The 18,631-nt window shown below is 70.3% G+C and carries 16 protein-coding genes; 8 read left to right on the forward strand and 8 right to left on the reverse strand.

What is annotated here, in order from left to right; all coding sequences use genetic code 11:
• Positions 1–47 precede the first annotated feature (47 nt).
• The 3 genes from ACLQ3B_RS12680 to ACLQ3B_RS12690 all read right to left on the reverse strand — a co-directional run bounded on the left by ACLQ3B_RS12680 (position 48) and on the right by ACLQ3B_RS12690 (position 2,946).
• Entirely contained in the window at positions 48–1,607 is a 1,560-nt protein-coding gene (locus ACLQ3B_RS12680) for an OFA family MFS transporter (protein ID WP_425780893.1), read from the reverse strand.
• A gap of 218 nt (positions 1,608–1,825) precedes the next feature.
• Complete coding sequence (locus ACLQ3B_RS12685) at positions 1,826–2,332, reverse strand: VOC family protein (RefSeq protein ID WP_425780338.1); 507 nt, start codon at positions 2,330–2,332, stop codon at positions 1,826–1,828.
• Between the two features lie 92 nt (positions 2,333–2,424).
• A complete protein-coding gene (locus ACLQ3B_RS12690; protein ID WP_425780340.1) occupies positions 2,425–2,946 on the reverse strand; it encodes a winged helix-turn-helix domain-containing protein in 522 nt (173 codons plus the stop codon).
• Positions 2,947–3,186: 240 nt separating this feature from the next.
• Between ACLQ3B_RS12690 and ACLQ3B_RS12695 the strand changes: the two genes are divergently transcribed.
• Complete coding sequence (locus ACLQ3B_RS12695) at positions 3,187–7,611, forward strand: S8 family serine peptidase (protein ID WP_425780342.1); 4,425 nt, start codon at positions 3,187–3,189, stop codon at positions 7,609–7,611.
• A 73-nt stretch (positions 7,612–7,684) separates the two neighbouring features.
• On the opposite strand, the gene ACLQ3B_RS12700 is transcribed toward ACLQ3B_RS12695, so the two are convergent.
• Complete coding sequence (locus ACLQ3B_RS12700; RefSeq protein WP_425780344.1) at positions 7,685–8,191, reverse strand: winged helix-turn-helix domain-containing protein; 507 nt, start codon at positions 8,189–8,191, stop codon at positions 7,685–7,687.
• A gap of 266 nt (positions 8,192–8,457) precedes the next feature.
• Between ACLQ3B_RS12700 and ACLQ3B_RS12705 the strand changes: the two genes are divergently transcribed.
• The 4 genes from ACLQ3B_RS12705 to ACLQ3B_RS12720 are packed head-to-tail and all read left to right on the forward strand — an operon-like array spanning position 8,458 to position 12,110.
• The gene (locus ACLQ3B_RS12705) at positions 8,458–9,432 is read left to right on the forward strand and encodes a phosphatase PAP2 family protein (RefSeq protein WP_425780346.1); all 975 of its coding nucleotides are present in this window, start codon (positions 8,458–8,460) and stop codon (positions 9,430–9,432) included.
• Positions 9,433–9,448: 16 nt separating this feature from the next.
• Entirely contained in the window at positions 9,449–10,141 is a 693-nt protein-coding gene (locus tag ACLQ3B_RS12710; RefSeq protein WP_425780348.1) for a response regulator, read from the forward strand.
• Complete coding sequence (locus tag ACLQ3B_RS12715) at positions 10,138–11,598, forward strand: ATP-binding protein (RefSeq protein WP_425780349.1); 1,461 nt, start codon at positions 10,138–10,140, stop codon at positions 11,596–11,598. Before ACLQ3B_RS12710 ends, ACLQ3B_RS12715 begins: the two co-directional genes overlap by 4 nt.
• On the forward strand, positions 11,595–12,110 hold the full coding sequence (locus ACLQ3B_RS12720) for a hypothetical protein (protein ID WP_425780351.1): 516 nt from the start codon (positions 11,595–11,597) through the stop codon (positions 12,108–12,110). Before ACLQ3B_RS12715 ends, ACLQ3B_RS12720 begins: the two co-directional genes overlap by 4 nt.
• A gap of 19 nt (positions 12,111–12,129) precedes the next feature.
• Here ACLQ3B_RS12720 and ACLQ3B_RS12725 read toward each other — a convergent pair whose 3' ends face one another.
• The 4 genes from ACLQ3B_RS12725 to ACLQ3B_RS12740 all read right to left on the reverse strand — a co-directional run bounded on the left by ACLQ3B_RS12725 (position 12,130) and on the right by ACLQ3B_RS12740 (position 15,989).
• Positions 12,130–13,152 carry a D-alanine--D-alanine ligase family protein gene (locus tag ACLQ3B_RS12725; protein WP_425780353.1) on the reverse strand — a complete coding sequence of 341 codons (1,023 nt, stop codon included), beginning with the start codon at positions 13,150–13,152 and terminating at the stop codon, positions 12,130–12,132.
• A complete protein-coding gene (gene alr / locus ACLQ3B_RS12730) occupies positions 13,149–14,291 on the reverse strand; it encodes an alanine racemase (RefSeq protein ID WP_425780355.1) in 1,143 nt (380 codons plus the stop codon). Before alr ends, ACLQ3B_RS12725 begins: the two co-directional genes overlap by 4 nt.
• The gene (locus tag ACLQ3B_RS12735; RefSeq protein WP_425780357.1) at positions 14,288–15,331 is read right to left on the reverse strand and encodes an acyltransferase family protein; all 1,044 of its coding nucleotides are present in this window, start codon (positions 15,329–15,331) and stop codon (positions 14,288–14,290) included. Before ACLQ3B_RS12735 ends, alr begins: the two co-directional genes overlap by 4 nt.
• A gap of 184 nt (positions 15,332–15,515) precedes the next feature.
• The gene (locus ACLQ3B_RS12740; RefSeq protein WP_425780359.1) at positions 15,516–15,989 is read right to left on the reverse strand and encodes a DUF1453 domain-containing protein; all 474 of its coding nucleotides are present in this window, start codon (positions 15,987–15,989) and stop codon (positions 15,516–15,518) included.
• A gap of 67 nt (positions 15,990–16,056) precedes the next feature.
• Between ACLQ3B_RS12740 and ACLQ3B_RS12745 the strand changes: the two genes are divergently transcribed.
• The 3 genes from ACLQ3B_RS12745 (at position 16,057) to ACLQ3B_RS12755 (ending at position 18,618) form a co-directional block, all read left to right on the forward strand.
• Positions 16,057–16,728, forward strand: a complete 672-nt coding sequence (locus ACLQ3B_RS12745) for a TetR/AcrR family transcriptional regulator (protein ID WP_425780361.1) — start codon at positions 16,057–16,059, stop codon at positions 16,726–16,728.
• Positions 16,729–16,750: 22 nt separating this feature from the next.
• Complete coding sequence (locus ACLQ3B_RS12750) at positions 16,751–17,623, forward strand: LLM class F420-dependent oxidoreductase (protein WP_425780363.1); 873 nt, start codon at positions 16,751–16,753, stop codon at positions 17,621–17,623.
• A 134-nt stretch (positions 17,624–17,757) separates the two neighbouring features.
• A complete protein-coding gene (locus tag ACLQ3B_RS12755) occupies positions 17,758–18,618 on the forward strand; it encodes a maleylpyruvate isomerase N-terminal domain-containing protein (protein WP_425780365.1) in 861 nt (286 codons plus the stop codon).
• The last annotated feature ends 13 nt before the right edge of the window (positions 18,619–18,631 follow it).

The raw sequence follows: 18,631 nt of genomic DNA on the forward strand, positions 1-18,631 counted from the left end.
CCTTCCGTTGCGGTGCAAGAGGTCCGGCCGCGACAGGCCGCCGCGCGTCAGCCGGTGAACAGCTTCGCGGCGGTGATGGCGGTCTGGACGATGCCGTACCCGAGTAGCGCCGCGACCAGCAGCCACGACAACCAGAGCCGCCCGGTCTGGCTACCGACGCGCGGCGGCGCGGGCGGCTGGCTGTCCCGCCCGAGAGCGACAGGCTCGGTGACGGTGGCCTTCGCCACGGGCGAGGTGGGCCCTCGGTTCGGTTCGTGAAACCGCTCGGGCACGGAACGCACCAGCAGGTTCGCGATGAACCCGATGGCGAGGATGCCGACCATTGTGAACAGCGCGGGCCGGTACGCGGCCGCGGTGAGGGTGCCGGGCTTGCCCTTCGTGTCGAGGATCCCGTTGACGATCAGCGGGCCGGCGACACCCGCGGCCGACCAGGCGGTGAGGATCCGGCCGTGAATGGCCCCGACCTGGAAGGTGCCGAACAGGTCACGCAGGTAGGCGGGCATGGTGGCGAAGCCACCGCCGTAGAAGGAGATGATCGCGGCGGCGATCAGCACGAAGACCGCGGTCGCGGAGTGGCCGGCCACGGCGAGCAGCAGGTACAGCACCATGCCCACGCCGAGGTAGACCATGTAGATGGGCTTGCGGCCGATGAGGTCGGACGTCGTCGACCAGACGAACCGCCCGGCCATGTTGAACAGCGACAGCACTCCCACGAAACCGGCCGCCGCCGTCACCGAGACCGTGGTGGCGGTGCCGTTGTCCCGGAAGAAGTCCTGGATCATCGGGCTGGCCTGCTCCAGGATGCCGATGCCGGCGGTGACGTTGCAGAACAGCACGATCCACAGCAGCCAGAACGACCGGGTACGCACCGCGTTCGACGCGGACACGCTCGCCGTTGTCACAAGCGGTCGGGCGGCGACGCTCGCGGGGTCGAACCCGGCGGGCCGCCAGTCCGGCGCCGGAACCCGGACGTTGAACGGGCCGAACATCATGATCACGAAATAGCCGATGCCGAACGTGACGAAGAGCGCCACGAGGGCGTGTCCCGACGCGACGGCGGCCGGGTTGTCGGGGTTGTAGCCGGAGTCGTAGAGGGAGAGCAGTTGGCGCGCGAGCGGGCCGGCGACCAGGGCGCCGCCGCCGAACCCCATGATGGCCAGGCCGGTGGCGAGGCCGGGCCGGTCCGGGAACCACTTGATCAGTGTGGAGACGGGCGAGATGTAGCCGATGCCGAGCCCGATGCCGCCGATCACGCCGTATCCGAGGTAGAGCAGCCAGAGCTGTTGGGTCGCGATCCCGAGCGCGCCGACCAGGAAGCCGACCGCCCAGAAGCAGGCGGAGGCGAACATCGCCCGGCGCGGTCCGTTCCGCTCCACCCAACGGCCACCCACCGCCGCCGACGAACCCAGCATGACGATGGCGATGCTGAAGATCGCCCCGATCGCCGTCTGGCTGACGTCGAAGTGCGCGATGAGGGAGTTCTTGTAGACACTCGTCGCGTAGACCTGGCCGATGCACACGTGCACGGCCAGTGCCGCGGTCGGGATGAGCCAGCGGCTGTATCCCGGGGGAGCGACCGTGTGCCGGGGATCGAAGACCGACAGCATGGGCATCGTCCACACCTCCTGCGGCTGAGTAGGCAGCGACGTTGCCGAGCTGTCCGACCCGGCAGTTGGCCGAGCGGCGCCGCGGTGGCGCCGCTCGGCGCACGTCTGGCGTCAGCCGATTACCGGCTTCACCTCACGTTACGTGGCGGCCGGTTCGCACCATGCTGTTACCAAAAAACGCGGACCCGCGGGCCCGGCCCCACGCCACCCGGGTGGGCTCACTCGCTGCGGGCGAAACCACCCTTCGGGGCGATGATCTCCAGGTTCGTGCCGTCCGGGTCGTTGAAGTACGCGACCTCGGTGCCGACCGCCGCCTCCGGGTGCACCTCGCCGGACGCGAACGTGTACGGCTGCCCGAGGAACGTGAACCCGGCCTCGCTCATCCGGTCGTAGACCGCGCGCACGTCGTCCACGTGGAAGCACAGGTGCATCGAGCCGGGCCGGTTGGCGGCCACCTGGGCGGCGTCGCCGACCGGCTCCTGGAACTGGATCAGGTCGATCCCGAGGTTGTCGAGGTTGAACGTGGCGTACCGCAGCTTCGTCGTCGGCAACCCCTGCGACTGGGCGAACCCGGCACCGTGCATGCTCTCGTCCCGGACGACCGGTTCCGCGCCGAGCAGGGCCTGATAGAACGCGACCGAGCGGTCGAGGTCGCTCACCGCGATCCCGACGTGCGCGGCCTTCTTCAGCCCGATGGACACGGTCGAGGGATTGGGGAATGCCATTTTGACTCTCCTTGCCAGCGTGCTTCGTCGCCATTGCTGATGCTGATCTTCCTGGCGTACCCCGGGTGGGATCAGTTCATGCGACGGCGCCGTCAGGCCCGTTCGACCCGCGCGTGCTGGTGGTCGGTCAGCCGTAGCCCCACACCGCGGACGACATCGATGGTGGCCCCGGTGCCCAGGTCGTGCAGCTTGCGGCGCAGCCGCTTCACAAGCGACTGCACGTCCGCCTTGCGTTCCCGCCCCTCGTCACCCCAGACCGACCGGTGCAACTCGGCGTAGCTCCAGACCCGGGCCGGCTCGGTGATCAGGCACGTCAGCAGGTCGTGTTCCAGGCGGGTGAGGTCGATTTCGCGTGCTCCGCAGCGGGCGCTGGAGCGGGCCGAGTCGATCACCAGGGCGGCGACCGGCGCCGGTTCGGGTGGGGCGACCTGTTGCGGAGCGGCGATCAGCCGGCGCAGCTCGTCGAGGTCGGCCACCAGCAGCAGCGGAGCGATGCCGTCGAGGAGCTCGGCGAGCCGGATGCGCTCGGCCGGCGACGGGGTCACCGCGATCAGCAGTGGGAACGGCTCGTCGGCCGGATCACCGCTGTTCACCGTTGCCTCGTCCTCGGCCACCGCACCACCTGGGATCGATGGGCATCCCTGCCCAGCTCTCGTCACGGTACTGACAATGATTGGCAGGCGCGCCGCCAGTCAGGGCAACTCTTAGCGACAAGTTGCTCACGGCAAGTTCTTGATCGTCCGTTCTTCTCGATCATAGTGTCCACTCGGGCAACCGGCGTGACCCGCGCGGTGCATGGGGGAGGTCCACCATGGCCCATTACACCCTGGGTCGTTCTGAGGGAGGCAGCACCGATGTTCAGACGTCCACAATGGCGGCGCGCAGCCAGATCACTGGTGAGCGCCGGCGCGGCGACGATCCTCGCCGCGACATGCTTGGCCACCATCGGCTCGGGCGCGCAGGCCGCGCCCGGCGCTGCGATGGGGGCGGGCGCCCCGACCGGGGACAAGATCCGACCGGAGCTCGCCAAGCAGCTCCAGGCCAAGAGTGAAGGGGACTTCTGGATCCGGTTCAAGGATCGGGCGGACCTGAGCAAGGCCAGCGCCATCAAGGACTGGTCGAAGCGGGGAACGGCGGTGGCGGACGCGCTGCGCAAGACCGCCGCCGCGAGCCAGGGCAAGGTCCGAGCCGATCTCGACAGCTCGGGCACGAAGTACCAGACCTTCTGGGTCACCAACGCCATCAAGGTGAACAGCGGTTCCCTGGCGATGGCCCAGAAGTTCGCCGGGCACTCGGAGGTCGAGGGCCTCTACGCCCCGGTCGCGTACAAGGTGCCGGAGACGACCAAGGGCACCGACGAGAAGACCGTGAACGCCCTGGAGTGGGGCATCGCCAACATCAACGCCGACGACGTCTGGTCCCAGTACGGCGTCAAGGGCGAGGGCATCACCATCGCGAACATCGACACCGGCGTGCAGTTCAACCACCCGGCGTTGGTGAGCTCCTACCGGGGCAACAACGGTGACGGGACGTTCGACCACAACTACAACTGGTTCAACGCCGCCGACGCCACCGGGGCCTGCGCGACAGCCCCCTGCGACGGCGATGGCCACGGTACGCACACGATGGGCACCATGGCCGGCTCCGACGGCGCGAACCAGATCGGTGTCGCCCCCGGGGTCAAGTGGATCGCGGCGAACGGTTGCTGCCCGAGTGACGCCGCTCTGGTCGAATCCGGTCAGTGGATGCTCGAGCCGCTGGACCTCAACGGTCAGAACGCGGACGCGAGCAAGCGACCGAACATCATCAACAACTCGTGGGGCACCCGGGACCCGTCCAACGAGCCGTTCATGGAGGACGTGACGGACGCCTGGGCCGCATCCGGGATCTTCGGCACCTGGTCCAACGGCAACAGTGGGCCGGCCTGCCAGAGCAGTGGCTCGCCGGGCAGCCTCGTCAGCAACTACTCGACCGGCGCGTACGACGTCAACAACAACGTCGCCGGGTTCTCCGCCCGTGGCGCCGGTCAGAACGGCGAGATCAAGCCGAACATCTCCGCGCCGGGCGTGAACGTCCGGTCCAGCCTTCCGGGCGGCATCTACGGCAGTGCCAGCGGCACCTCGATGGCGGCACCGCACCTCGCGGGCGCGATCGCGCTGCTGTACTCGGCGGCGCCGTCGCTGGTCGGTGACGTCAACGCCACCCGTGCGCTGCTCAACGGCGCGGCCGTCGACAAGGCCGACGACCAGTGCGGTGGCACCGCGGCGGACAACAACGTCTACGGCGAAGGCCGACTCGACGCCCTCGCGTTGCTCAACGCCGCCCCGACCGGCGACATCGGCACGCTGGCCGGCACGGTCACCGACGCGACCTCCGGCGCCCCCATCGCCGGCGCGACCCTGACGCTCACCGGCCCGTCCGAGCGTGAGCTGACCACCGGTGCCGACGGCAAGTTCTCCACCCAGCTCCCCGCCGGCGACTACCAGGTCGCCGTCGCGGCGTTCGGGTACGGCAGCACCACCAAGACGGCGACGGTCGCCAAGGGCGCGACCACGACGCTCAACGTCGCCCTCACTGCGGTGCCGAGTGTCAACGTCACCGGAGCGGTCACCGACGGTTCCGGCCACGGCTGGCCGTTGTACGCGAAGGTGACAGTGACGGGCGTGTCCGGCGTCTACGACTACACCACCCCGTCGAACGGCCGCTACAGCATCAAGCTGCCGGCCGGGCAGACGTACACCCTGACGTACGAGCCGCAGTACCCGGGCTACCAGACCGTCACCAAGCAGGTCGTGGTCGGCTCGGGCAACGTCACCGCCAACGTCGCCGTGCCGGTGGACACCAGCGTCTGCACCACCGCGCCCGGATACACGTTCGGCTCCGACGGTGAGTACGAGACCTTCGACGGCACGACCACGCCGGCCGGCTGGGCCGTCGTGGACAACGCGAACAGCGGTCAGGTCTGGAAGTTCACCGACGACGGCGACCGGGGCAACCTGACCGGCGCCAGCGGAAACTTCGCGATGGTCGACAGCGACGCCTACGGAGCGGGCACCACCCAGGACACCTCCCTGGTCAGCCCCGTGGTCGACCTGACCAGCGTCACGGCTCCGGTCATCCGGTTCAACCAGGACTTCAACCAGCTCAACGATGACACCGCCGACGTCGACCTGAGCATCGACGGCGGTACCACCTGGACCAACGTGCTCCGGCAGGAGACGGACGTCCGGGGACCGAAGCTGACCGAGATCCCGATCCCGCAGGCCGCCGGTCAGGCGCAGGTGCAGGTTCGGTTCCACTACTACGACGCCTCGTACGACTGGTGGTGGGAGGTCGACAACGTCCTGATCGGCAGCCAGGTCACCTGCGTGCCGGTCGACGGCGGTCTGGTCGTCGGCAACGTCCGCGACAAGAACGACGACAGCTACGTCAACGGCGCGACAGTCACCAGCAAGGACCGGCCCGCCGAGAAGGCCGTCACCGTGGCGACCCCGGACGACCCGGGGCTGGCCGACGGCTTCTACTGGATCTACTCGTCGCTCACCGGCGAGCACCAGTTCACGGCGACCGCCGGCAACTACGTCAGCCAGACCAAGTCTGTCGACGTCGAGGCCGACTGGGCGACCACCGCGAACTTCCAGCTCGCGGCCGGTCGACTGGCGGTGACGCCGACGCAGCTGAGCGCGACGCTCCAGATGCCCAACGGCAAGACCAGCAAGTCGTTCACGGTGACCAACATCGGCGGCGCGCCGGTCGAGGTCAAGTTCGGTGAGCGGGACAACGGCTTCGAACTCCTGCGGGCGGACGGCTCCAAGGTCACCCGGCAGCAGGCGCTCGGGTCCAGTGGCGCGCCGGAGCAGCGGCTCACCGTACCGACGTCGTTCGCCGCGAAGGCGTCCGGCAAGGAGGCCAAGGCGGCTGCCGCGGCGGCCGGTCCGCAGGCGGCGCCGTGGACCGACATCGCCAACTACCCGGCCACGATCATGGACAACCGGGTGGTGAACCTGGACGGCAAGGTGTATTCGCTCGGTGGCGGCGACGGTGAGGCCTCCAGCACCAAGAACTACGCCTACGACCCGGGCGCGCAGACCTGGACGGCTATCGCCGACCTGCCCGGCGCGCGCAACGCCCTGACCGCGGGCGTGGTGAACGGCAAGATCATTGTCAGCGGTGGCTGGGGCGATTCCGGCCCGGACTCCGCCACCTGGTCGTACGACCCGGGGGCCAACACCTGGACGGCGCTGGCTGACAACCCGGCGCCGCGGGCCGCGGCCGGTCAGGCCGTCGTCGACGGCAAGCTGTACGCGGTCGGCGGCTGCACGACGGCGGCCTGCCTGCCGATGTCGAACAGCGTCGTCCGGTACGACCCCAGCAGTGACAAGTGGGAGACGGTGGCCAACTACCCGAAGTCGGTGGCCTTCGCCTCCTGCGGCGGGATCGACGGCGTCCTCTACTGCACCGGTGGCAACGACGGTTCCGCCGCGCAGAAGTCCAGCTACGCCTTCGACCCGGGTGCCAACACGTGGACCGCCGTCGCCGACGCGCCGGCCGACAACTGGGCCAGCTCGTACGCCGTCGCCAGCGGCAAGCTCCTCGTCGTCGGTGGTTCGCAGGGTGGGGCCATCAGCAACGCCGGCTTCGCCTTCGACCCGGCCGCCGGTTCGTGGTCCAACCTGCCCAACGCCAACACCGCGCGGTACCGCGGCGGCGCGGCGTGCGGCTTCTACAAGATCGGCGGCTCGTCCGGGAGCTTCAACGCGGCTCCGGAGAGCGAGGTGCTCCCGGGCTTCGAGGGATGCTCCGAGTCCGCCGCCGACGTCAGCTGGATGACCATCGACAAGTCGGCGGTCACCCTCGCGCCGGGTGCGAAGGTCACGGTCACCGTCGGTCTGACGGCGAACGTGGACCAGCCGGGCACCTACTCCGGCGCGGTCACGATCTCCGAGAACACCCCGTACTCGGTGGCGCCGGTCGCGGTGACCATGACCGCGAACCCGCCGAAGACCTGGGGCAAGCTCATGGGTACGGTCACCGGCACCAGTTGCCAGGGTGCGACCTCACCGCTCAGCGGCGCGGTCGTGCAGGTCGACTCGTGGGCGGCGTCGTACACCTTCGCCACCGATGCCGAGGGTAGGTACGCCTACTGGGTGGACCGCCGCAACAACCCGCTCACGATGATCGTGGCCAAGGACGGCTGGAAGCCGCAGACCCGTCAGACCAGGATCGACACCGCCACTCCCACCGTGGAGAACTTCGGGTTGGCGCCCATCAAGTGCTGACGCCTGAGCGTTAGCCGACGAAGTCCGGCCCGCCTGGTCGCCGACCAGGCGGGCCGGACCGTGTCCGGGGCGGTCAGGCGGGGGCGAGCCGGAAGCCGACGCCGCGCACCGAGTGGATCGTCGCCGCGGCGTTGAGCCGGGCGAGCTTGCCGCGCACCCGCCGGACCACCGAGTGCATGTCGGAGCCCCGGCCCAGGTGCCGGTTGCCCCAGACCTCAAGGTGCAGGCGCTCATAGGTCCAGACCTGGCCGGGCGCGTGCACCAGGCAGAGCAGAACGTCGTGTTCCAACCGGGTCAGGTCGATCTCCTGGTCGCGCCACCGCAGCACCCGGCGGTCGGAGTCGACGGCCAGATCCGGCGGCGGTGGCTGTGGGCTCGGCGCCACCTCGGCGAGCGCCACAGTGGTCGGGGGAGCCGGGACGGGACGCGCCTCGACCACCCCGAGGAACTCTCGTGCCTGGTCGACGGTCGAGACGATCAGGAAGGCGTCACTGCCGCCGAGCAGCCGGGCCAGCTGCCGCCGCTCGGCCGGCGAGGACGCGATGCCGATGACCAGGCTGGCGACTGGAATTTCCTGCATTTGCCAACACCTTCCGGTTCCCAACTCACTCCGGATGGATTTCGCACCGTCGACCGAAACATCGATCGGCGTCCTGACCCTAGTGGTGGCTGATCTCGGCTGGGTTAACCATCGCTGCATGTAAGCATGTGAATCTCGCTTACCGTCCAGGTCCACCCGGCCCCCACCGCCGACGATGCGCCTCTCCGGAAGCGGTGGGGTGGTTGTGACAGAACCAAGACAATTCGCGCACGGTGTACGGACCTGCCGGGGCGAGCATGGTCGCCATGTCCATCGGATCGTTGTACTCCGTCGGGCGGTCGACGCCAGGTCCGGCGCGACCGCTGCCCCACGCCCGCCCGGCGGTGCCGCTGGGGCTGCGACTGCTCGCGGCGGCGCTGTGCGGTCTGTTCGCCCTCGCGCTCACCGCCGCCGTCTTCGTGCGGACGTACCCCGGGCAGTGGCTGGACGGCGTTCTCCTGCCGCGCGCCGAGCGGGGCGGCGGGTACGAGCAGCAGACCGTGCTGGTGGGCCCGGCCAAGACGGTGCTGGCCACCTTCGGCAGCCCGACGCTCATCGCGGCCCTGCTCGGTGTCGTGCTGCTGGTGGGTGTGCTGGGCCGACGGCTGGTGGCGGCTGTCGTCGGCGTGGGCCTGGTCGTCTCCGCGGTGCTGGTGGCCGGCGCGGTGAAGTCGGCGCTGCCCCGCCCGGATCTGCAGATCCAGAGTTCCACCACCCACAACAGCTTCCCCAGCGGTCATGTCGCGGCGGCGACGGCCCTGTTGCTGGCGTTCATGCTGGTCCTGCCCGGCTGGGCCCGGCGGTGGTTGGCGGTGCCGGGCGCGGCAGGTGTCTCGGTGATCGCCGCCGCCACGATGATCGCGGGCTGGCACCGGTTCAGTGACGTGCTCGGTGGCGTACTGCTGGGGGTTACCCTGTTCTGCCTGGCCGCGGCCGCGTTGGCGGCCTGGCCCGGCGACCGGGCCGCGGTCGGCGGTGCCGACGGTGGCAGCCTCTGGCGCAGGCTGGCCGAGGCGGGACTCGGGCTGGTCGTGGTGGTCTGGGCGCTGGTGGTGGTCATGCCCGGTCTGGCCGCGTCGGTGCAGCGCGGGCTGCTGGTCGCCATCGTGGCCGCAGCCGCGTCGACGATGTTCCTGGTGGGCGCCGTGGTGTTCCTGGTGCGTTCCACGGATTTCGCGGTGCCGCTCACCGCACGGAGCCCTGAGCCGCCGCCATCGAGCGAAGCCCGAAAGATCTCATGATGGGATACTTGACGACATGTCCCAGGTCCTGCTGATCGAAGACCACCAGACGGTGCGCGACGGACTGCAGTTGGCGCTCACCCGACAGGGCCACACCGTGCATGCCGTGGGCACCGGTGAGCAGGGGTTGGAGCGGCTGCGCACGACCCCCTCCGACGTGGTGGTCCTCGATCTCATGCTGCCCGGGATGGACGGGTTCGAGGTCTGCCGCCGGATTCGGCAGCTCGGTGACCTGCCGATCATCATGCTCACCGCCCGCAACGACGACATGGACGTGGTGGCGGGCCTGGAGGCCGGGGCCGACGACTACGTGGTCAAGCCCGTGCAGGCCCGGGTCCTCGAGGCGCGCATCCGCGCGGTGCTCCGACGCACCGGTGGCGACTCGCGGCGCGGCGGCGACCGGGCCGGCCTGGAACAGCACGGCGCGCTGACCATCGACCGGGCCGCGCTTGTGGTCAGCAAGGACGGAACGCCGGTCAGCCTCGCCCCGACGGAGCTGCGACTGCTGCTCGAACTCTCGCACACACCGGGTCAGGTGCTCAGCCGCCAGCAGCTGCTGGAGGCCGTCTGGGAGCACGGGTATCTCGGCGACTCGCGACTCGTGGACGCGTGCGTCCAGCGGGTACGCGCCAAGATCGAGGCCGATTCGTCGGCGCCGGTCTTCATCCAGACCGTGCGTGGTTTCGGATACCGGTTCGGGCCGCTGTGACGTTCTGGCGCTCGGTCGCCGCCCAGGTTTCGGGCCTACGGGTCCGGCTGCTCCTGGCGTTCGCCCTGCTGGGGATCACCACCACGGCAGTCGTGGCCAGCGGCAGCTACGCGCAGGCCCGGACCGTCATCCTCCAGCAGGCGCAGGACGCCGCGGTGATGTCGCTGACCGACCAGCTCACCAAGGGCTATCCGATCGGCCAACTCCCGCCGACCCAGGACAACCTCGAACTGATGGCTCAGCGCCTCAGCGACCGGGAGAGCTTCGCGGTGGTCGTCTATCGGGACCTGCGGGCACAGGGCGGCTCCGCACCCGTCGACCCGCTCACCCCGGAGCTGCGGCAGAAGGTCCGGGACGGTCGCCTCGCCTGGCAGCGTGTCTCGCTGGACGGACAACCCTGGCTGCTCATCGGCACCCAACTGAGGCTCGACCGACCCGACGGCACGTCCCGCCCATCCGGGTTGGAGGTCTACTCGGTGCGCAGCCTCGTGCCCGAACAGCAGAGCATCGACCGGCTCGCCACCAGGGCGTGGCTGACCGGCGGGTTGTCCCTGGTCCTCGCCGTCCTGCTGGCCCTGTTGTCCGCCCGCGGAGTCCTGCGACCCGTCCGCGACCTGGGCCGGGCGGCCCGCCGCCTCGGTGAGGGCGACCTGACCACCCGGTTGACGGTCCGGGGTGTCGACGAGCTGGCCGACGTGGCGCGGACCTTCAACGACACCGCAGGCACGCTGGAACGGCAGGTCGGTGAGCTGCGACGGATGGAATCCGACGCCCGCCGCTTCGTGGCCGACGTCTCGCACGAACTCCGTACGCCGTTGTCCGCGATGACTGCGGTCACCGACGTGCTCGACGAGGAGGCGGAACACCTGCCGGGGGACGCGGGCCGGGCCGCCCGGCTGGTCAGCCAGGAGACGCAGAACCTCACCCAACTGGTCAACGACCTCATCGAGATCAGCAGGTTCGACTCCGGCACCGCGCGGCTCGCCCTGGACGACGTGGACGTGGCCGCGGCGGTGACCGCGACCCTGCGGATCCGCGGCTGGCTGGACCGGGTGCGAACGGAGCTACCACCCGGCGTGGTGGCCCGGCTCGATCCCCGCCGGCTGGACGTCATCGTCGCCAACCTGGTCGGCAACGCCTTCCGGCACGGTGCCGAGCCGGTCTCGGTGCGCCTGAGCGCCGACCCGGACTGGGTCACCATCGAGGTGGCCGACCAGGGGCCAGGGCTGCGCCCGGAGGTGTTGTCGCACGTCTTCGACCGCCTCTACAAGGCCGACACCGCGCGGACCCGCTCCGAGGGCAGCGGCCTCGGCCTCGCCATCTCCTGGGAGAACGCGCGGCTGCACCGCCACGGCGAGCGACGGGGGGCCCTCGTCGCCGGCAACGGCCCGGATGGCGGCGCGGTCTTCACGCTCCGGCTGCCCCGCGAGACGACGGACGCCGGAGGTGCCCGGTGACCGGCCGGCGGACCGGCCGCGCGTTGCTCGTCGGCGGACTGCTGCTCGGCACGCTGCTGGCAGCGGGTTGTGGGGTACGGCCCAGCGCCGTCATCACCGGTCGTCCCGCGGTCAGCGGCCCAGGGCAGGGCGCCGGGCTCTACCTGGTCGCGCAGGGCGAACTGGTGCTGGTCCTCCGCCCCGTCAACGCGGTTGGCGGTGCCGCGCCGAGCGACGCACTTGCCCTGCTCGCCGCCGGCCCGGAGGAGAACGAACGCAGCGATGGTCTGACCAGCGAAGTGCCAGCCGGTCTGACCACGGTCGTCGAGGTGACGCCCGGTGCCGGTCAAACCGCTGGTCTCACGGTGCGAGCGACCGGGACGACGCGACCCTTGTCGCCGACGGCGACCGACCAGATCATCTGCACGGCGGTCGACGCAGCCGCCCAGACCGGCCTGGTGGCGAGTTCGACCCCGGTCACCATCGTCGCGCCCGACGGTGCCCAAGCAGCCCGCCGGTGTCCGTTCAAGTGACCGGGCGCCGACCACCGCCTCACACCAGGTCGACCGCTCGGGCCGGCCGGGGCAACCCGCTGTGGTTGCCATGGTCCTGGTCGGTCAGCGCGCCGGCGATCAGGATGTCGATCAGGGCGGGGAACCCGATGCCGGCCTGCTGCCAGATCTGCGGGAACTGGGACGCGGCGGTGAAACCGGGAAACGTGTTGACCTCGTTCACGATGGGCTCGGGCGACCCCTCGGCGGGCAGGAAGAAGTCGACCCGCAGCAGGCCGCGGCAGTCGAGGGCCTGGAAGGCGCGGATCGCGCGGTCCTGAAGCACCTCGGTGGTCGCCGCGTCGAGCGGGGCGGGAATCTGGAAGATCGCCCCGCCGTCGTACTTCGCGTCGTAGTCGAAGAAGCCGGCGCCGGTCACCCGGATCTCCAGCGGCGGACCGGCCTGCACCCGACCGTCCGGGTGCTGGAGGACGGCCACGTCGATCTCGCGCCCCCGCGCCCCCTGCTCGACGAGCACCTTCGGGTCGACCTGGCGGGCCTGCTCCAGCGCGGCGGGAACCCCCGCCCAGTCGTCGACCCTGACGACGCCCAGGCTCGACCCGGCGCGGGCCGGCTTCACGAAGACCGGCAGCTCCAGCCGACCCTGGTCCTCGGGCGACAGGTCCTCGCCGTTACGCAGGGTAACCCCCGGGCTGACCCGCAGGCCCTCCGCCGCGAGGAGCCGCTTGGTGACCCCCTTGTCCATGCCGGCGGCGCTGGCGAAGACGCCGTTGCCGACGTACGGCACGCCGAGCCATTCCAGCAGCGACGACACGGTGCCGTCCTCACCGTAGGGGCCGTGCAGGGCCGGGAACACCACGTCCTGGGCGCGCAGCACGCGCAACGCCGCAGGGAGGGGCGTCGGTCGGCCGCCGACGTGCCACCCGCCGTCGCGGTCGATGAGCACCTCGGTGACCTGGTACCGCGCACGGTCCAGGTGGGCGAGGATGCTCGCCGCCGAGCGGCGGGACACCTCGTGCTCGCCGCTCTGCCCGCCGTACAGCACTGCCAGTCGGGTTGTCATGAGTTCCGTGCCCTTCCGTGGAGGTGCTCGCGGGCCACCCGGGCCCCGATGCCGGTCAAGATCTCGTGTGGGTTGGTGTCGGCCCAACGGGCCCAGTCGACGACCGTCGGAGGGCTCTGGTCACCCTCGGTGGGGCCGAACACCACGACCGGGTCGCCGATCGTCACGGGAAGATCCCCGGCGTCGACCACGCACTGGTCCATGGCGATGCGTCCGACGATCGGGCACCGCCGACCGGCGAGCCACACCGAGGCGCGACCACCGGTGGCCCGGGGCAGCCCGTCGGCGTAGCCGAGCGGCAGCAGCGCCAGCGTGGTCGCTGCGCCGGTCACGTGCTCGGGTCCGTAGGAGACGCCAGTACCGGCCGGCACCCGCTTGACGTTGACCACGCTCGTCCGCAGGGTCATCGCGGGGCGCAGCCCGAACTCGCCCGGACCGCTCGCGCCGAACGGGTCCACACCGTAGAGGGCGATCCCGATCCGGCAGAGGTCGAAGCGGGTCCGTGGCGCGGAGAGCGCTGCCGCCGAGTTGGCCAGGTGGACCAGGTCGGGGTCCAGGCCGGCCGACCGTGCGGTCCGCAGCGCCTCCTCGAAGGTCGCCACCTGACGGGTGAGCGCGGGGGCGCCCGGCAGGTCGGCGTCGGCGAGGTGGGACCACACCCCGCGCACCCGGATCCCACCCTCTCGTTCGTACTTGCGGGCCCAACCGACCAACTCGGGCCAGTCGTCCCCGGCGGCCCCGTTGCGGGACAACCCGGTGTCCGCCTTGAGCTGCACCATCGCCGGTACACCGAGCAGACGGGCCGCGTCGGCGACGGCGTGCAGGTGCGTCGTCGTGGACACACCGATGTCGACGCCATTCTTGATCAACATACCGAAGTCGTCGTCCGGGCTGTGCAGCCAGCTCAACGTGGGCGCTGTCACACCCGCGTCGCGCAGGGCCAGCGCCTCTGCCGTCGAGGTCACTCCCAGCCAGGAGGCCCCGGCGCGCAGCGCGGCTCGGGCCACCTGCACCGCGCCGTGGCCGAACCCGTCGGCCTTCACCACTGCCATCAGTCCGGTGCCGGTGACCGCCGCGATCGTCCGCACGTTGCTGGCGATCGCGTCCAGGTCGACCAGGGCTTCGGCGAGGGCGCTCATCCGGCCACCTCCACCCGCCGTGGGCCGGGGAGCGCGAACAGCCAACCCGCGCGAACCGCCAGCAGCCCGCGGTGGACGGCCAGGCTCAGGCCGATCACCAGCGCGGTCAGCAAAACCGGATAACCCAGCACGAACAGGCCCTGAGCGGACCCACCCAGCCCGGAAACCGGTACGAGCAACAGCCGGTGCAGCAGGGCCAGGACCGGCATGTGGATGACGTAGATCGGCAGAGTGATGCGGCCGAGCCTAGCCAGCGGTGCGCTGAGCGCCGACCACCGGGACAGTCGGGCAGCGGCGGTTATGCCGAAGATCACTGCCAGCACGGAGACCGCCGGCCATACCCCGAACCACCGCTGGGCGCCGGTCACCGCCATCGCCGTGAGCGCCAGGACATAGCCGCCCGAGGTCAGCAACAGCCGGCGGCGGCTGGCGGTGTCGGCCCACTGCTGGATCTGCGGCCGCAGGTACAGGCCGGCGAGGAAGAAGACCAGGTTCTGGTAGAGACCGGCTCGGTTGCCCGGGGTGTCGAGCAGGCCGGCGGCGGCGACGGCGGACAGCGCGGCGGCGGGGACGAGGACCAGCACCCGGGGCGCCCGGCGGGTCGCCTTGGCGATCGTGAAGTACAGCGCCAGGGCGTACAGGTACCAGAGGTTGGACGGTGTGATGGTGAGCTGCTCCAGCAGCCCGAGGGCCGAGGTGGCACGGTCGGTCGGCAGCTGCGGTGCGGCGGCGAGGATCGCGGTGTGGATCAGCAGCCAGACGGCGTACAGGTAGAGGAACCCGGCGATCCGGCTGCGGGCGACCACCCGCCACGGCCGCTGGGCAGCGTTCGCGGCGAAGACGCCCGAGATGGTGAAGAACAGCGGCATCCGCAGCGGAAGGAACTGCTCACCGAGCGTTCCCCAGAAGCCCGGCACCGGTACGCCGACGTGCCAGTCGATCTGGAGATAGTCCTTCACGACGACGTGCCACAGGACGACGAGGATGATGCAGAAGCCTTTGGCGGCGTCGGCCCACTCGGCCCGCTGTGGTCGTCCCACGGCGGGGGTGGTCCCGGCCCGGTGACGGAATCGGACGCGCGTCGCGTCGGACTCCATGTCGGCGGGCCGGGACTCGGTGCGAGACAGCAGTTGGATCACTCAGCAGAAGCTGCCAGCCGGATATCCGCACGTGATCCACGAATTGTCATGATCCGGTAATGGACACCGCGCAGGCCTGCCGTCGTCATCGACGTTCGGGTGCGAACGGCACCCGCAGGGCGAGTCCCTGGCGGGTCACGGCCAGCGCCTCGCCGAGGAAGCTGATGCCGATGGAGAGCTGGATCGGGCGTGCTCCTGGCTGCATGCCGAGCTGGTCGCCCAGCAGGCTGTAGCCGAGCATCACGGCCAGCGTGCCGGCGATGGCAGCGAAGGTCCGGCCACGGTAGCGCTGCCACAGGAAGCCGCGCTTCTCGTACACCACGACGAACGAGCCGCGGAGAAAGCCGAGGGCGAGGCCCAATGCGGTCCCGCCCACCAGCCAGGCGTAGTCGTCGGCGTGCAGGCCGTTGGTCTTGGACAGGGTGTAGAGGCCGATCGCGGTGAGGACTGTCGGTGGTACCCACAGATCACGCCTGTTCAGCGGCTCGCCGATCAGTCGCCTCACCACGACGATGATCAGTGCGAGAGTGATGATCGCCGCCAGGACCCAGCCGTTCACAACCGCGCCGCCGTATTTAGCATCACGGTGCTAAATTATCATGGCATGGGCGTGCTATAAAAGCCCTGTGCCGAAGATCGTCGATCCCCAGCAGCGCCGCCGTGCGGTGGCCGACGCCGTGTACGCCGTCGTCACGCGCGATGGCCTGGAAGCGGCGACGCTGCGCAATGTTGCCGACGAGGCGGGGCTGGCGGTTGGATCGGTAAGGCACTACTTCACCGACCACGACGAGCTGATGATCTTCGCCGCGCAGGAGCTCGGACGCCGCGTTGGCGAGCGGATCTGGGCGCACGCCCAGCGCCTGCTCGGCCCGTCCAGCGGTAGCCGCAAGGACCGTCGTCGTCGCACCGAGGAACTCCTCGCCGAGTTCCTGCCGCTCGACGACGCGCGGCGCGACGAGGTGATTCTCCGGCACACGTTCACCACGGCGGCCCGCGCTCGCCCGCAGTTGCTCAGCCATGCCGAGGCGATGCAGCAGACGCTCGACGGACTGGTCCATCGCACTTTGCAGGGTGCGCAGGCGGCCGGCGGCCTGCCGGCGGATTTCGACGTGGAGCTGGAGAGCGTCCGACTCCGTGCCCTGCTGGACGGGCTGGGACTGCAGGCCGTGATGTTTCCGCAGCGTTTCCCGCCGGATCTGCTGCGCGACGTCCTGCGCCGTCATCTGGACTCGCTGGTCGCCGCGCAGGTCAGCCGTGTATCCCCGTCGAATCGCCGAACCGCCCCCGAGGCGCACTAGGCTCGGTGCGGAGGTGTCGAAGATGAAGCTCGGGCTGCACTACTGGAACTACTCGACCCCGGCCGATCCGGCAGCGATCGCCCCGACCCTGGCGGAGGCGGCGACCACCGCCGAACAGGCCGGCGTCGCGTCGTTCACGGTGATGGACCATTTCTTCCAGATGGACGCGGTGTTCGCGGCCGAGGAGCCGATGCTGGAGGCGTACACCACGCTCGGCTACGTCGCGGCGAAGACTCAGCGGATGACACTGGGCGTGCTGGTCACCGGCGTGATGTACCGCTATCCGGGGTTGCTCGCCAAGACCGTGACGACCCTCGACGTGCTCTCCGGCGGCCGGGCCCGCCTCGGCATCGGCGCCTCCTGGTACGAGCGGGAGCAGCTCGGGCTGGGTGTGCCGGTCGTCCCGGTGGCCGAGCGGTTCGAGCGGTTGGAGGAGACGCTGCGCATCTGCCTCCAGATGTGGAGCGCCGACGACGGCCCGTTCAACGGAAAGCACTACCAGCTCGCCGAGACCATCAACTCGCCGCAGCCGTTGAGCCGCCCGCGACCGCCCATCATGATCGGTGGCGGCGGCGAGAAGAAGACCCTGCTGCTGGTGGCCCGGTACGCCGACGCCTGCAACCTGTTCGGTCGCGGCGGCATCGACGACATCGCGCGCAAGCTGGACGTGCTGCGCGGGCACTGCGCCGCCGAGGGCCGCGACTACGACACCATCGAGAAGACGGTTGTCGCCGCCCAGGCGCCGCTGGACGACACCGACGCGTTCCTCGCCGAGGTGTCCGAGTACGCCGCGCTCGGCGTCAGCGAGGTGCAGGTGACGCCGGACCGGCACCCGGTCGAGTTCGCCCAGCGGCTCGGCGACGAGGTGCTGCCCCGGTTGGCCGACATCGGCTGATCCCGGGTTGCGGTGGTCGCGCCGGAGACTGCCTCCGGCGCGGCGGATCTCGGCTCGTTGCTCCACTTCGCGGGGTCATGGCGGCGACGTCGGTGCGGTACGTTGCGCGCAGCGAGCGTCGGCGGAGGGGGAACGTGGCTGTCAACCGCAGTGATGACGGGTGGGGCGGGGTGCGCGAGAGCCTCGACGCGACAGCTGACCGGTTCGGCGACCTGGTTCGGGCGGCCCAGCATCCGGCGGCACTGGCGACCGCGCGCTGGTCGATCGTCGACACCGCCGCGCACGTGGTCGCCATCGCCGCGATGTACACCTCGATCGTCCGGCCGGGTGCGGCACCGTCCGCGCTGTCGGTGCCCGCGATCGGACATCAGCTCCAGGCGACCACCATGGACAATGTGTCCGACCTCAACGACGTGGTGATGCGGCACTTCACCGAGCGTGACCCGGAGATGCTGACCCAGCGGCTTCGCGCCGAGGTCGACCAGATCCTCGGTGCGACGGAGAACGTCGATCCGGCGACGCCGGTGCCCTGGCTCGGTGGCTCCCGTCCGCCGGTCGCCGCCGTGCTGGCCCACCTGCTGAACGAGCTGTTGATCCATGGCTGGGACATCGCCCGGGTGGCGCGGCTCCCGTGGTCCATCCCGCCGCGGGACGCGGCACTGTACTTCGACCTGTTCCTGGTCGGGTTGCTGACGAGTGACCAAGGGCGGCTGTTGGACTCGGCCGAGCCGGTTCGGGCGGGCCGGATCGCTGTCGAGTTCCGCTCCGCGTACACGTCCACCAGGACGCTGGTCCTGCGGGACGGCCGGGTGTCGGTGGACGAGCCCGGCCGCGACGTGGATGTACGGGTGTCCTTCGACCCGCCGACACTGAACCTGATGATGTTCGGGCGGATCAGCCGGTCGCGCGCCATACTCACCCGCAAGATCGCCATCGGCGGCCGTCGTCCGTGGTTGCTACCCCGGTTCCTGCGGACGGTGCGGGCGCCCGCCTGAACGGTCACTGGCC

It is taken from the genome of Micromonospora sp. DT53 (assembly GCF_049841535.1).
In the GTDB taxonomy this organism is placed as follows: domain Bacteria; phylum Actinomycetota; class Actinomycetes; order Mycobacteriales; family Micromonosporaceae; genus Micromonospora.

Bases quoted from the DNA above. Each gene is read 5' to 3' on its own strand.
- ACLQ3B_RS12695 (WP_425780342.1), top strand. From the start codon at position 3,187: ATGTTCAGACGTCCACAATGGCGGCGCGCAGCCAGATCACTGGTGAGC.
- alr (WP_425780355.1), bottom strand. From the start codon at position 14,291: ATGAGCGCCCTCGCCGAAGCCCTGGTCGACCTGGACGCGATCGCCAGC.
- ACLQ3B_RS12705 (WP_425780346.1), top strand. From the start codon at position 8,458: ATGTCCATCGGATCGTTGTACTCCGTCGGGCGGTCGACGCCAGGTCCG.
- ACLQ3B_RS12685 (WP_425780338.1), bottom strand. From the start codon at position 2,332: ATGGCATTCCCCAATCCCTCGACCGTGTCCATCGGGCTGAAGAAGGCC.
- ACLQ3B_RS12680 (WP_425780893.1), bottom strand. From the start codon at position 1,607: ATGCTGTCGGTCTTCGATCCCCGGCACACGGTCGCTCCCCCGGGATAC.
- ACLQ3B_RS12710 (WP_425780348.1), top strand. From the start codon at position 9,449: ATGTCCCAGGTCCTGCTGATCGAAGACCACCAGACGGTGCGCGACGGA.
- ACLQ3B_RS12725 (WP_425780353.1), bottom strand. From the start codon at position 13,152: ATGACAACCCGACTGGCAGTGCTGTACGGCGGGCAGAGCGGCGAGCAC.
- ACLQ3B_RS12700 (WP_425780344.1), bottom strand. From the start codon at position 8,191: ATGCAGGAAATTCCAGTCGCCAGCCTGGTCATCGGCATCGCGTCCTCG.
- ACLQ3B_RS12750 (WP_425780363.1), top strand. From the start codon at position 16,751: ATGAAGCTCGGGCTGCACTACTGGAACTACTCGACCCCGGCCGATCCG.